This window comes from Dechloromonas hortensis (assembly GCF_009469765.1).
GTDB classification, from domain to species: domain Bacteria; phylum Pseudomonadota; class Gammaproteobacteria; order Burkholderiales; family Rhodocyclaceae; genus Azonexus; species Azonexus hortensis.
Genome location: NZ_SSSQ01000001.1, coordinates 650,064 through 663,404, shown reverse-complemented (window position 1 = coordinate 663,404; position 13,341 = coordinate 650,064). Strand labels below are relative to the sequence as shown.

The window sequence follows — 13,341 nt, the reverse complement described above, 5'->3', positions numbered from 1 at the left end:
TTTAATACTTTTGTGCAACTTGCGTTGCTAGCATCAAGGCACCCACACCTATCGGTTGTTCAAGTTGTTAAAGATCAGTTCCGCCGCGCCGTTACTTGCGTTTCGTCAGCAGCGAAGGGGGCGTATTATGTAGATTTAAATCGCCGCTGTCAAACAAAATCTAAAAATAATTCAAAAATTCAAAAAATATGACATTGAACTTATTTTGACACTACTGCTCATGCGTCAAAGAAACTGCCAGCATCTCGCCTATCTACCAAGCGAGTACGCCGCTATGGGACCACATGAGAGAAAAGACTTGGTGCGTCCTGACGGATTCGAACCATCGACCTCCACGATGTCAACGTGGCGCTCTAACCAACTGAGCTAAGGACGCACTGAAATAAGTTGGTTGCGGGGGCAGGACTTGAACCTGCGACCTTCGGGTTATGAGCCCGACGAGCTGCCAACTGCTCCACCCCGCGTCCGTATAGACACTGTCTTTAATACACAATTGCCAGGTGGTAATAACCTGGAGCGGCAGAAGAGTCTCGAACTCTCGACCTATACCTTGGCAAGGTATCGCTCTACCAACTGAGCTACTGCCGCTCTGTACCCTGCTAAAAACCGATGTTGGCGGAGTGGACGGGACTCGAACCCGCGACCCCCGGCGTGACAGGCCGGTATTCTAACCAACTGAACTACCACTCCAGTTTGCTAAAACTGTTCTGCCAGATACTTGGCGTCCCCACGGGGATTCGAACCCCGGTTACCGCCGTGAAAGGGCGGTGTCCTAGGCCTCTAGACGATGGGGACCCTGGACTATCATTTCCAACGTTGGTGGAGGTACGCGGGATCGAACCGCGGACCTCTTGCATGCCATGCAAGCGCTCTCCCAGCTGAGCTATACCCCCACAACCTCAACAATACTGGTGCCCAGGAAGGGACTCGAACCCCCACGGAGTTACCCGCTAGTACCTGAAACTAGTGCGTCTACCAATTCCGCCACCTGGGCACAGGTGCTGAGGGCGCGAATTATAGGGAATTGGCAAAATATTGCAATCAAAAAATATATATTTTTAACTAATGAAAATAAAAACGCCGTTGCAGCCACCTGCGCAAGCCCTGTAAGGCCAGAAAAAAGAGACGCATCGCATATCAATCGGCTGACAAATCTACAGCATGGGATAGGAACTCAAATGGATGAAAAAAAGCCCCTAGATTTCTCACGGGGCTTTCTAATCTCAAATTAATTTATGACAATAAAATTAATTAAATATCGACCCTTGCGCTTAAGGCGTTGGTTTCGATGAATGCACGGCGTGGCTCTACCAACTCACCCATCAGAGTAGTGAAGATTTCATCGGCAGCGATTGCATCGTCGATTTGGACCCGGAGCAGGCGGCGAACCTTCGGGTCCATCGTCGTTTCCCACAATTGACCGGGATTCATTTCGCCCAGACCTTTGTAGCGTTGCTTGCTAATACCACGTTCAACGTCGTTGAGTAGCCACTTCATGGCATCGCCGAAATTGCTGACCGGCTGCTTCTTTTCGCCGCGTGCCATGTAAGCCCCCGGACCAAACAGATCTGCCAAGGTTTCAGCCGTGCGACGGAGTTGAAGGTAATCGCCGGAAAGCAGCAGATCATCGTCAATCATGCCAACCTTCAAATTGCCATGGTGCATCTTTTCAACGCGCAGGGTCCAGCGTTCCTGAATATCGTCATATTTCGGAACGATGCGGATGTCTTTGTCCAAATGGCTGCTGACCAACTCGGCGCTGGTTCTGGCCGCTGCTTCAGAAGTCAGGTCGAGCTTGAGATTGTGCTGAACCAACGTTTTCAGAACTTCCGGATTGACCAGATGCGAGATGCGATCGATCACTGCTTCGGTCAACAACCAAGAACGGGCCAATTCCTCCAGGGCCGGGCCCACCATGGGTTCGGCATCGGCGCGCGGCGTCAGGCTGGCTTCATCCATCGCCATGCGCAGCAGGAACTGGTGGTATTCCTGATCGTCCTTCAGGTAACGCTCGGTCTTGCCGTGCTTGACCTTGTACAGTGGCGGCTGGGCGATATAGACATAGCCGCGCTCGATCAATTCCGGCATCTGGCGGTAGAGCAGCGTCAGTAGCAGGGTGCGGATGTGCGCACCATCAACGTCCGCGTCGGTCATGATGATGATGCGGTGGTAGCGCAGCTTCTCGATCTTGAACTCGTCCTTGCCGATGCCGGTGCCGAGGGCAGTGATCAGCGTGACGATCTGTTCGCTGGAAATCAGCTTGTCGAAACGGGCTTTCTCGACGTTCAACACCTTGCCGCGCAACGGCAGAATGGCCTGGAACTTGCGGTCACGACCCTGCTTGGCGGAACCGCCGGCGGAGTCGCCCTCGACGATGTACATTTCGCACTGGGCCGGGTCTTTTTCCTGGCAGTCAGCCAGCTTGCCGGGCAAACCGATACCGTCGAGAACCCCCTTGCGACGGGTCATTTCGCGAGCCCGACGCGCTGCTTCCCGGGCCCGGGAAGCTTCGACGATCTTGCCGGTAATGACCTTGGCGTCGGCCGGACGTTCCAGCAGGAAGTCAGCCAGCTTCTGGGCAACAACTTCCTCGACGGCCGGGCGGGCTTCGCTGGAAACCAGCTTCATCTTGGTCTGCGAGGCGAATTTCGGGTCCGGCATTTTGACCGACAGCACACAGGCCAGGCCTTCGCGCATGTCGTCGCCTGCGATCTCGACCTTGGCCTTCTTGGCAATCTCGTGCTCGTCGATGTACTTGTTGATGACCCGCGTCATCGCGGCACGCAAGCCGGTCAGGTGGGTACCGCCATCGGACTGCGGAATGTTGTTGGTGAAACAGAGTACCTGTTCCTGATAGGAATCGTTCCACTGCATCGCCACTTCGACACCGATGGTGACGCCGGTATCGCCGACCTTGGCTTCGCCGGCCGAATAGAAAATATTCGGGTGGAGAACGGATTTGGTGCGATTGATGTATTCGACAAAACTCTGCACACCGCCGGCAAAGGCGAAGAGCTCATCTTTGCCGCTGCGCTGGTCGACCAGACGGATGCTGACGCCGTTGTTCAGGAAGGACAGTTCGCGCAGACGCTTGGCGAGAATTTCGTAGTGAAATTCGACGTGACCGAAGATTTCCTCGTCAGCTGAAAAATGCACTTCAGTACCGCGCTTCTCGGTATCGCCGAGTATCTTCAACGGCGAGATTTCAAAGCCATCACGGACTTCAAGGCAGCGGTCGACCGGTACGCCACGCTGGAATTCCATGAAATGCTTCTTGCCGTCGCGACGAATGGTCAGGCGCAGCCATTTCGACAAGGCATTGACGCAGGAAACACCGACCCCGTGCAGACCGCCGGAGACCTTGTAGGAGTTCTGGTTGAACTTGCCACCGGCGTGCAACTCGGTCAGTGCGATTTCGGCGGCCGAACGCTTCGGTTCGTGCTTGTCGTCCATCTTGACGCCGGTCGGGATGCCCCGGCCGTTGTCAATGACGCTGATCGAATTATCAACGTGGATGGTTACGGTGATGTCGTCGCAATGACCGGCCAGCGCCTCGTCGATCGAGTTATCGACGACCTCGAATACAAGGTGGTGCAAGCCGGTGCCGTCGGAGGTATCGCCGATGTACATGCCCGGACGTTTGCGTACCGCCTCCAGACCTTCGAGAATCTGGATGCTGGCTTCGCCGTAAGCAGGCGATACGCCTTCCTGGCCGCTCATTTGCGTACTGTCTTCGCTCATTGAATGTTCCACGTGAAACTTGTCATTAAATCAGGGATCAAATCCGCATCGGCATGACAACGTACTTGAATCGCTCGTTGCCCGGTACGGTGATCAGAGCGCTCGAATTGGCGTCGTTGAAACTCCACTGAATTTCTTCGGTGTGGACGTTATTCAAGACGTCGAGCAGGTAGCCAACGTTGAAGCCAACGTCGATGGCATCGCCCTGATACTGAACTTCGATTTCTTCCAGCGCTTCTTCCTGCTCGGCATTGGCAGCAATCAGCTTCAGGCTATTGTCGCCCAGAACGACGCGCACACCGCGGAATTTTTCGTTGGTCAGAATGGCGGCACGGTTCATTGCCTGCATCAGGGTCTGCCGACCAACGGTCATGTGATTCTTCAGCGTCGCCGGAACCACGCGCTCGTAATCCGGGAACTTGCCATCGATCAACTTGGAAACCAGCACCACCGAACCGAAGGCGAAGCGCACCTGATTCGCGGCCAGCGTGATGCTGAGCGGCTCTTCGCTATCGACCAACAGACGGTTCAGTTCGAGCACGGTCTTGCGCGGCAGGATCATTTCCTGGCGCGGCAATTCAGCTTCGATTTCAACGCTGGCAAAAGCCAGGCGATGACCATCGGTCGCCACGGCACGCAATTCCTTACCTTCGACCAGCAGCAGCAAACCATTCAGGTAATAACGGACGTCCTGCGCGGCCATGCTGTACTGGGTCTTGCCGAGCAGTTGGCGAAAGGCCTTTTGCGAAATCTGGAACTGCTTGGTTTCGCCTTCGCTCATCGTCATGCGCGGGAAATCGTCGGCCGGCAAGGTCTGCAGGCTGAACCGACTCTTGCCGCCGCGCACTTGCAGGCGCTTGTCTTCGAGAATCAGGCTGACTTCGGTGGTGTCGGGCAACGAGCGCAGGATTTCCTGCAGCTTGCGGGCACCGACGGTAACGGCGCCGTCGCCTTCACCACCGGCACCATCGGTTGCCGTCGTTATCTGGATTTCAATGTCGGTCGCCAGCAGAGTGAGACGGTCACCCTTCTTTTCCAGCAGGACATTGGACAAGATAGGCAGGGTATGACGACGTTCAACAATCCCCGACACCGACTGCAATGGCGCCAGCAGTGTGTCTCTTTGGGTTTTAATAAGAATCATAAATTAAATTCCTTAATAGACTATATCGGGAACAGATCTGTGGATAACAATAAATTAACGTTTATTTTCAGACAATTATTTTGAAAATCTGGGTCTGCAAAAAGCTCTGAATTGCCTGTGGATGAAATCTGGACAATTTTCCCACAAACGACTAATGCCCAGTTAGCTCACATTCGCCTGACAAGTTGTGCACAGGCTTATCGACAGGCCTTATCCCTTCAATACTTGCAGCAATACGTGCAGGTCGTGATTCAGTTCGTTTTCCTTGGTGCGTAGCGAATCGATGGTTTTGACGGCATGAATCACCGTGGTGTGATCACGACCGCCGAAGGCATCACCAATTTCCGGAAAACTGTGTGACGTCACTTCGCGGCATAGCCACATCGCGACCTGGCGCGGCCGGGCGATGGCTCGCGTCCGCTTCTTGGAAAAGAGATCGGCAACCTTGATCTTGTAATAGTCGGCGACCGTTTTCTGGATGTTGTCCATGCCGACGTTGCGTACCGAGCCGATCAGATCCTTGAGGGCTTCCTTGGCCAGGTCGAGGGCGATAATCCGCCCATGGAAGGACGAATAAGCGAGGACCTTCTTCAGCGCGCCTTCCAGTTCGCGAACATTCGAACGCAAATGCTTGGCAATGAAAAAAGCGACTTCGTCGTCGAGTTGCAGTCCTTCGGCCTCCGCCTTCTTTTTCAGAATGGCGACCCGCATTTCCAGTTCCGGCGGTTCGATCTGGACGGTCAGACCCCAGTCGAAGCGGGTGACCAGACGGTCGTCCAGGCCGTTGATGTCTTTCGGATAGGTATCGCAGGTGATGATGATCTGCTTGCGGGCTTCGATCAGCGCATTGAACAGGAAGAAGAACTCTTCCTGCGAGCGGTTCTTGCCATTGAAGAACTGCACGTCGTCGAGCAGCAGGACATCCAGCGTCCGGTACATGCGCTTGAAGGTATCGAAGGATTTCTGCTGATAGGCGCGCACGACGTCGGAGTAATAGTCTTCCGCATGCACGTAGCGGACGATCTTTTCCGGGTTTTCCTTGAGGATGGTGTTGCCGATTGCGTGAATCAGGTGGGTCTTGCCGAGACCGGCACCGCCATAAATGAACAAGGGGTTGTAGGCACCCCCCGGATTGTTGGCGACCTGTACGGCGGCTGCCCGGGCCAGGTCATTGGCCTTGCCGACGACCAGATTGTCGAAAGTGAACGACGAGAAGAGCCGGGATTTCTCGTAATTGCTGCCCTTGCCGCGTCCTTTCTCCACAGTACCGCCCTGGGTGGCCGGTGTAGACGACGAAGCGGGGATTCCGGCCAGGATCGGGCGCGGTGCATCGGCGGTGGCGGCGCTGACCTTGCTGCTGCCGATGATCAGGTCGATGCTGATCGGCTCGGCAAAGAACGTACGGCTATATTCTTCAATCCGGCCGAGATAGCGGTCGCGAATCCATTTCAGGATGAAGCTGTTCGGTGCGATCAGGCGCAGACCTTCCTGCGGCGCATTTTCACCTTCGAGCCGCAGTGGCTTGATCCAGGTATTGAATTGCTGCGCGGGCAATTCCTGCTCAAAACGCAGTAGACAAGATTCCCAGAAACCGGCCATCGAAACCTACACTCCTTGCCGCATTGCCCAGGCGGCCTGGATTGCGGTTTTAACTATATGATTTATTTGTTATTTTTATAACAAAATCGGCGGCCGATTGGCCGCCTTGGGAAGGCCGTATTCTACTCGTCATCCACACGGTTATCCACAGCTTTGGCAAATAATTGATCTTGACAAGACAAGTGAAAACACGGTGTAATCACGTGTTTTTCTTAGCACATCAAGGGATTACCAACATGAAACGCACGTATCAACCGTCGGTCGTGCGCCGCAAGCGCACCCATGGCTTCCTGGTTCGTATGCGCACCAAGGGTGGCCGTGCAGTTATTGCTGCTCGCCGCGCCAAAGGTCGCAAACGTCTGGGCGTTTAACCCGGACGTTCGGCGGGGTGGCACAAACCTTCGCCAGACGCTATCGCCTGACAAAAACGGATGAGTTCTCATCCGTTTTTGGTTTTAGGAAGGCGATTCGCGGGAAATTGCTGATGCTGCATTATCAACCTCGGGCTGAAGGCTTTACGGAGCCAAGGCTCGGGTTGGTGGTCGGCAAAAAGCTGCTCAAAAAGGCAGTCGACCGCAACAGGGTCAAACGCATCGTCCGCGAGCAGTTTCGCTGTCTGCGCGAGAGCCTGCCGGCCTGTGACCTGATCGTTCGATTGGCAGTAAAACCGTCATCACTTGACGGTAAACTGCTGGCCGGCGATTTTGTCGCCCTGCTGGACAGACTGCGTCGGCCAAAACCGAAGCGGGATGAATGATGAAACGCATATTGATCGGCCTGTTTCGTGTCTATCAATATGCGATCAGTCCCTTTTTGGGGCGACGCTGCCGTTATTTTCCGAGTTGCTCGGAATATGCGGTGGAAGCAGTACAGAAACACGGTGCCATTAAAGGTGGCTGGCTTGGCGCCAAGCGCGTCTGCCGCTGTCATCCGTGGCATCCCGGCGGGTACGATCCCGTACCCTGATTCAAGAATATTTACGTAGGCCGTTCATGGACACTCGACGCCTGATACTGGTTTTGATCTTCACGTTCTCCAGCTTCATGCTGTGGGAAAACTGGCAGAAGTACAACCAGCCGAAGCCGGCCGCCGATACCGTAGCCGCCACTCAGGCCGCCGGTGCTGCGCCCAAGCCTTCCACTACCCTGCAGCCTGGTGCCGCGCCTGGAACGCCCGTCGTTCCGACAGGCGTTGCCGCCACTGCCGAAACCTTCGCGATCAGCACCGATCTGCTGAAGGCCACCATTTCGTCACAAGGTGGCGACCTGGTCGGTCTCGAATTGCTCAAGTACAAAGAGCACGACGACAAGGAAAAAACCTTCGTTCTGTTTGACGCCAAGCACCAATACATGGCGCAAAGCGGCCTGATCGGCGACGGCTTGCCCACCCACCGCTCGGTATTCAAGCGGGTTGCCGGGGCCACTACCCTGGCTGACGATGCCCAGGAATTGAAGGTTCGTCTGGAAGCCGAGGCGGCCAATGGCGTCAAGGTTGCCAAGATCCTGACCTTCAAGCGCGGCTCCTATGTCATCGACGTTGCCTGGGAAATTACCAATGGCAGCGACAAGCCGCTGGCACCGCATGCCTACTTTCAGTTGCAGCGTGACGATGTGGTCCCGGCCGGCGAAACCAAGATGGTGTCGACCTTTACCGGTCCAGCCGTCTATACCGAAGCCGACAAGTATCAGAAGGTCGACTTCAGCAATATCGCCGACAACAAGGCCAAGTTCGCCAAGACGGCCGACAACGGCTGGCTGGCCATGGTCCAGCACTATTTTGTCTCGGCCTGGGTACCGAAGGACAAGACGCCGCGCGAGTTCTACATGCGCAAGCTGGAAGGCAGCAACGCCTATCAGGCCGGCCTGATCGTTCCGGTCAACGAAATCGCGCCCGGTGCCAAGTCGGAGACCTCGGTCACCCTGTATGCCGGTCCGCAGGAACAGGCCGCGCTGAAGCAGATCGCGCCCGGTCTCGACCTGGTCGTCGATTATGGTTGGCTGACCGTTGTTGCCGCCCCGATTTTCTGGGCCCTGCAGGCAATTCACAGCCTGGTCGGCAACTGGGGCTGGGCCATCGTCGTCCTGACCATCATCCTGAAGGCGATCTTCTTCCCGCTCTCCGCCGCTTCCTACAAGTCGATGGCCAAGATGCGCGTCCTGACGCCGCGTCTGATGCAGCTGAAGGAGCGCTACGCCGACGACAAGCAGCGTCTGAATCAGGAAATGATGAAGATGTACCAGACCGAAAAGGTCAATCCGCTCGGTGGCTGCCTGCCGATCGTCGTCCAGATTCCGGTCTTCATCGCCCTCTACTGGGTGCTGCTGGGTGCCGTCGAAATGCGCGATGCACCGTGGATCTTGTGGATCAAGGATCTGGCTTCGGCTGACCCGTATTACATCCTGCCAGTGCTGATGATCATTTCGATGTTCATCCAGACCAAGCTCAACCCGACGCCGCCGGACCCGATCCAGGCCAAGGTCATGATGCTGATGCCGCTGATCTTCGGTGTGATGTTCCTGTGGTTCCCGGCTGGTCTGGTGCTGTACTGGGTGGTCAATAACGTACTGTCCATCGCCCAGCAGTGGCATATCACCCGGGCGATCGATGCCGGTAGCAAGGCTGCCAACGACGCCAAGGCCTAAAGTGTGAAGTCCGACACCATCGCTGCCATCGCCACGGCCCCCGGCCGTGGTGGTGTCGGCGTTATCCGCATCTCGGGCAGCAATTTGCTGCCCTTTTCTTTGGCGCTGACCGGCAAGACGCCGAAGCCGCGTTATGCCACCCTGGCCGACTTCAAGGCAGACGACGGCACGGCGATCGACAGTGGGCTGCTGCTCTACTTCCCCGATCCGCATTCCTTCACCGGCGAAGACGTACTCGAACTGCAGGGTCATGGCGGCCCCGTCGTCATGCAGATGCTGCTTGCCCGCTGTCTGGATCTCGGCGCCCGCCTGGCCGAACCCGGCGAATTCAGTCGCCGTGCCTTCTTGAACGGCAAGCTCGATCTGACCCAGGCCGAAGCCGTCGCCGATCTGATCGACGCCGCAACGACCAGCGCTGCCCGTTCGGCGGTTCGTTCGCTGCAGGGCGAGTTCTCAAAGGCCATCCACGGCCTGACCGACGAACTGATAAACCTGCGCATGCTGGTTGAAGCGACCCTCGATTTCCCCGAAGAAGACATCGATTTCCTCAAGGCGGCCAATGCCTTCGGCCGCCTCGAAAACCTGCAGATCCGGCTGGCCGAGGTCTTCGACCGGGCCGGTCAGGGCAAGCTGCTGCAAGCGGGCCTGCACGTCGTTCTGGCGGGGCAGCCCAATGTCGGCAAGTCCTCCCTGCTCAACCGACTGGCCGGCGACGATCTGGCCATCGTGACGCCGATTGCCGGTACGACGCGCGATGCCCTGCGGTCGACCATCCAGATTGAGGGAATTCCGCTGCATATCATCGATACCGCCGGTCTTCGGGAAACCGAGGACGAGGTCGAGAAAATAGGTATCGAGCGCAGCTGGCGCGAAATCGAACGTTCCGACGTCGTTCTGCTGCTGGTCGATGCCCGCAGCGGCGTCAGCGCTGCCGACCGCGAAATCCTCGAGCGGCTGCCGGAACGCCTGCAGCGCATCACCGTCTATAACAAGATCGATCTTTCCGGCGCCCAGGCCGAACGCCACGACGAACCGGAAACCACCGCCATTTCGTTGTCGGCCCGTTCCGGCGAAGGCATCGAATTGCTGCGCCAGGAGCTGCTGCGCATCGCCGGCTGGCATCAGGCAGAAGATGTCTTCATTGCCCGCGAACGTCACCTGCGGGCGCTGGCGACGGCCCAGGAGCATATCGCAGCAGCCCGCAGCGTCGTCGAAAGCGCCCTGCCCGCTCTCGAACTGTTTGCCGAAGAACTCCGGCTGGCCCAGCATGCCTTGGGCGAAATCACCGGCGAATTCACCGCCGACGATCTTCTGGGTGTGATTTTCAGCCGTTTTTGCATCGGCAAGTAGTCTTTCCCACTGGTCCACAAAGCCCGTTTTCCGTCGCCTTCAAAGCCTGTGCATAACTTGTCAGTGCTTTGGGGGTTAAAGCGGACTTTGTGGATTGTGGAAAAACTGTCCACATTTCATCCACAACTGATTCAGAGCTTTCTGAAGAGCCAAAATTTCATTTCAAGTGACTGAATATAAATTGAATATTTGACTTATCCACAGAACAGTTCCTGAGATAGTCTTCGTAGACTGTTTTTATATAGTTCTTATTAAAGAACAAAGGCAGCGACTTTCCGCTCCTTGAAAGCAGCCTTTCCCAACAACCCTTATTTTTCAGGCAAAACCTGGAGTTTTTAGAAAGCGCATTGCTGGCTCTGGTCCTGGCTGCTGTTCTGGCGGGTGCGATCGATGCGGTGCTCGTCGTCGGGGTCCTGATCGTCAATTTCGCCTGGGATACCGTTAGGCTTTGGTAATACTTTTTCCTGAACCGGTGCCAGGAAACTATTTCTAATAAAATTCAGCCACTTCGTTCGGGGAAGAATTCATGCGCATCACACTCGTTCATCCTGCCGGTTTCAATTTTGTCCCCGGCCAGCCGGACTTTTCAGTGCTGGCCAACCGGATGGCACCGATCGGCATCATGCAACTGGCGTCCTGGTTGGAGAAGTTCGGCCATAGCGTGCAACTGCACGACTGTCTCGGCCCTTATGCGCCACCAACGATTGCCGAAAATGCCGAAATCGTGCTCGCCACCGACCCGGAAATGGTCGGTTTTTCGGCGACGACTTCCGGCTTCATGGATGCGTTCGAGATTGCCGCCTATATTCGCCAGCGGCGGCCGGAGATCAAGATCACCTTCGGCAATGTTCACGTCTCGTCGATCGGGGCGCCGATCCTCGAACATTTCCCGGAAATCGACTATCTGGTGATCGGCGAAGGCGAAGGGGCCTTCCTCGACCTGGCCGACGGCAAGCCACTGAAAGAAATCGGCAACCTGATCTACCGTGACGAGACTGGCAAGATCCGCATCAACCCGCGCCGCGACCGCATTCTCGATCTCGACGAACTGCCCTTCCCGGCCTACGAAAAACTGGCCGGTTTTCCGCACGCTTACCATCTGCCACTGTTCGCCTACGAAAAGCGGCACGGGGCGACGATGATCACCTCGCGCGGTTGCCCCTATACCTGTTCCTTCTGCGACCGCACGGTGTTCGAGCGGCTCTACAAGACCAACTCGGCGCAATACACCTACGACCACATGAAGTACCTGCGGGATAACTTCGGGGTCTATCACATCAACATGTACGACGATCTGTTCACCGCCAAGAAGCAGCGGGTGATGGATCTGTGCCAACTGTTGATTGACAAGCCCCTTGGTATCCAGTGGAACTGTGCGATCCGCACTGGCCATACCTCGGACGAAATGCTCGCCAAGCTGAAGCAGGCCGGCGTGCTGATGGTCTCGATGGGCATTGAATCGGCCGATCCGGGGATGATGGAGCGCCACAAGGCCGGCGTCACGCTCGACGCGGTGCGCGACACGGTGCGCCAGATCCACGCCGCCGGCATGCGCGCCAAGGGCCTGTTCATTTTCGGTATGCCCGGCGAAACGCCGGAAACCGTCAAGGTGACCAGCGATTTCATCCTGTCGCTCGAACTCGACGAAATGAACATGACCAAGTTCAGCCCGTTGCATGGCGCGCCGATCTGGGACGAATGCGTTTCCGGAGTTTCCGGCGAGATGATCGAAGACTGGCGGCTGATGAACTGCCTGAATTTCGTCTTCCTGCCGCATGGCTTCAAGTCGCGCGAGGAAATGGATGCGCTGTACAATTGGCACGTCAAGCGCTTCTACAACAGCAAAGGCTATCACCGCCGCTTCGCCAAGCGCCTGTGGGCACACCGCTGGAGCCTGTGGCACGTCCTCAAGCACCTGCCGGAAACCATCGCCGCCGCCCGCTACTTCAGCGCCAACAAGGAGCAGCTTGAAAAGGCCAAGCGCGAATTCACGCTGCACCCGCGTCAGCCGGTCGGCCTGCAACCTTTCCTCAGCCCGGAACTGCAAGTCGATAACATTGTGTCGATGTCGCCGATCAAGCTCTCCCGCCGCGAAGTGATGAAAACGGTGCTGTCGGCCGTCGAAGAGGGATCCGCCTGTTGTACGCCGCCGGAATTGCAGGCAGCGGTATAATTTCGGCCCCGGGGGGTTTCAAAATGATAAACAAAAGCATTTTTGGCCATTTTTCACTGTTAACCGCAGCACTCGTGCTGGCATCGCTGGTCGGCTGCAAAGGCTCCGATAGCAAGCCGGATGATGGCAAACCGGCAGCAGCGGCCAAGCAAACCTTCCAGCGCAGCGGCTATGCCTGCTGCAATCTGCATTACGAAGGCGACTGGATCAGCGATTCGAACCTTGCCCAATTGGCTTTCATCCCGGCTGGCACGCCGATCAATGTCAAGAAGATCGACGGTTACCGGGCCTATGTCGAAGTCGATGGCAAGCCGATGCGCCTCGGCCACGACTATGGCCGGGCCCAGGAAACGACCGAACAGTGGGTCAGCAAGATCGTCGTCCTCGATGACCCGAAGGCCAGGATCGCCAAGTTCCCGCCGACCGTCCGCAAGGCGATCGAAGCCGGCAAGCTGATGAAGGGGATGACCAAGGAACAGGTCGTCATCGCGGTCGGGTATCCGCAGACCAATGAAAACCCGAATCTGGACGGTCCTTACTGGCGTTACTGGTGGTCGAGTTTCGGCCCCTATTACGTCTATTGGTCCGGCAACAAGGTCAGCAAGATCGACGGTCACTCGGAAACCGTCGGCTACATGACTTACAAAGGCAAATAATAATTCTTCGCCACCACAGAGAAACGAACAGGCTCT

General features: G+C 56.4%; 11 protein-coding genes and 7 tRNA genes. 8 read left to right on the top strand and 10 right to left on the bottom strand.

The features are described 5' to 3' along the window. Positions 1-192: hypothetical protein (locus GH663_RS21045; RefSeq protein WP_211371044.1), on the top strand; the 192-nt coding region annotated here is incomplete at its 5' end. 107 nt (positions 193-299) lie between these two features. Here the strand turns inward: GH663_RS21045 and GH663_RS03330 are convergent. The 10 genes from GH663_RS03330 to dnaA form a co-directional block, all read right to left on the bottom strand. Continuing rightward, positions 300-376, bottom strand: a tRNA-Val gene (locus GH663_RS03330). 12 nt (positions 377-388) lie between these two features. Then, positions 389-464 (bottom strand) — tRNA-Met (locus tag GH663_RS03325). A gap of 48 nt (positions 465-512) precedes the next feature. Further along, positions 513-588, bottom strand: a tRNA-Gly gene (locus GH663_RS03320). 25 nt (positions 589-613) lie between these two features. Further along, a tRNA-Asp gene (locus tag GH663_RS03315) sits at positions 614-690 on the bottom strand. 29 nt (positions 691-719) lie between these two features. Then, a tRNA-Glu gene (locus tag GH663_RS03310) sits at positions 720-795 on the bottom strand. A 22-nt stretch (positions 796-817) separates the two neighbouring features. After that, positions 818-893 (bottom strand) — tRNA-Ala (locus GH663_RS03305). 16 nt (positions 894-909) lie between these two features. Then, positions 910-994, bottom strand: a tRNA-Leu gene (locus GH663_RS03300). 257 nt (positions 995-1,251) lie between these two features. Further along, the gene (gene gyrB / locus GH663_RS03295) at positions 1,252-3,741 is read right to left on the bottom strand and encodes a DNA topoisomerase (ATP-hydrolyzing) subunit B (protein ID WP_153130264.1); all 2,490 of its coding nucleotides are present in this window, start codon (positions 3,739-3,741) and stop codon (positions 1,252-1,254) included. Positions 3,742-3,778: 37 nt separating this feature from the next. Continuing rightward, positions 3,779-4,885, bottom strand: coding sequence for a DNA polymerase III subunit beta (dnaN, locus tag GH663_RS03290; RefSeq protein ID WP_153130263.1), 1,107 nt, complete (start codon positions 4,883-4,885; stop codon positions 3,779-3,781). Positions 4,886-5,095: 210 nt separating this feature from the next. After that, positions 5,096-6,484 carry a chromosomal replication initiator protein DnaA gene (dnaA, locus tag GH663_RS03285; protein WP_153130262.1) on the bottom strand — a complete coding sequence of 463 codons (1,389 nt, stop codon included), beginning with the start codon at positions 6,482-6,484 and terminating at the stop codon, positions 5,096-5,098. Positions 6,485-6,720: 236 nt separating this feature from the next. Between dnaA and rpmH the strand changes: the two genes are divergently transcribed. From rpmH to GH663_RS03250, 7 genes are all read left to right on the top strand, one after another. Continuing rightward, positions 6,721-6,855: a 50S ribosomal protein L34 gene (gene rpmH / locus GH663_RS03280; RefSeq protein WP_083518461.1), complete on the top strand. Its 135-nt coding sequence runs from the start codon at positions 6,721-6,723 to the stop codon at positions 6,853-6,855. Between the two features lie 17 nt (positions 6,856-6,872). Further along, complete coding sequence (gene rnpA, locus GH663_RS03275; RefSeq protein ID WP_066885563.1) at positions 6,873-7,241, top strand: ribonuclease P protein component; 369 nt, start codon at positions 6,873-6,875, stop codon at positions 7,239-7,241. Beyond that, positions 7,241-7,450, top strand: coding sequence for a membrane protein insertion efficiency factor YidD (yidD, locus tag GH663_RS03270; protein ID WP_083518489.1), 210 nt, complete (start codon positions 7,241-7,243; stop codon positions 7,448-7,450). The genes rnpA and yidD overlap by 1 nt, the downstream gene beginning before the upstream one ends. A gap of 26 nt (positions 7,451-7,476) precedes the next feature. Further along, positions 7,477-9,126, top strand: coding sequence for a membrane protein insertase YidC (gene yidC, locus GH663_RS03265; protein WP_153130261.1), 1,650 nt, complete (start codon positions 7,477-7,479; stop codon positions 9,124-9,126). Between the two features lie 3 nt (positions 9,127-9,129). Next, the gene (mnmE, locus tag GH663_RS03260; RefSeq protein ID WP_153130260.1) at positions 9,130-10,476 is read left to right on the top strand and encodes a tRNA uridine-5-carboxymethylaminomethyl(34) synthesis GTPase MnmE; all 1,347 of its coding nucleotides are present in this window, start codon (positions 9,130-9,132) and stop codon (positions 10,474-10,476) included. Positions 10,477-11,002: 526 nt separating this feature from the next. Then, positions 11,003-12,649: a B12-binding domain-containing radical SAM protein gene (locus GH663_RS03255; protein WP_153130259.1), complete on the top strand. Its 1,647-nt coding sequence runs from the start codon at positions 11,003-11,005 to the stop codon at positions 12,647-12,649. A 74-nt stretch (positions 12,650-12,723) separates the two neighbouring features. Then, the gene (locus GH663_RS03250) at positions 12,724-13,305 is read left to right on the top strand and encodes a hypothetical protein (RefSeq protein WP_153130258.1); all 582 of its coding nucleotides are present in this window, start codon (positions 12,724-12,726) and stop codon (positions 13,303-13,305) included. The last annotated feature ends 36 nt before the right edge of the window (positions 13,306-13,341 follow it).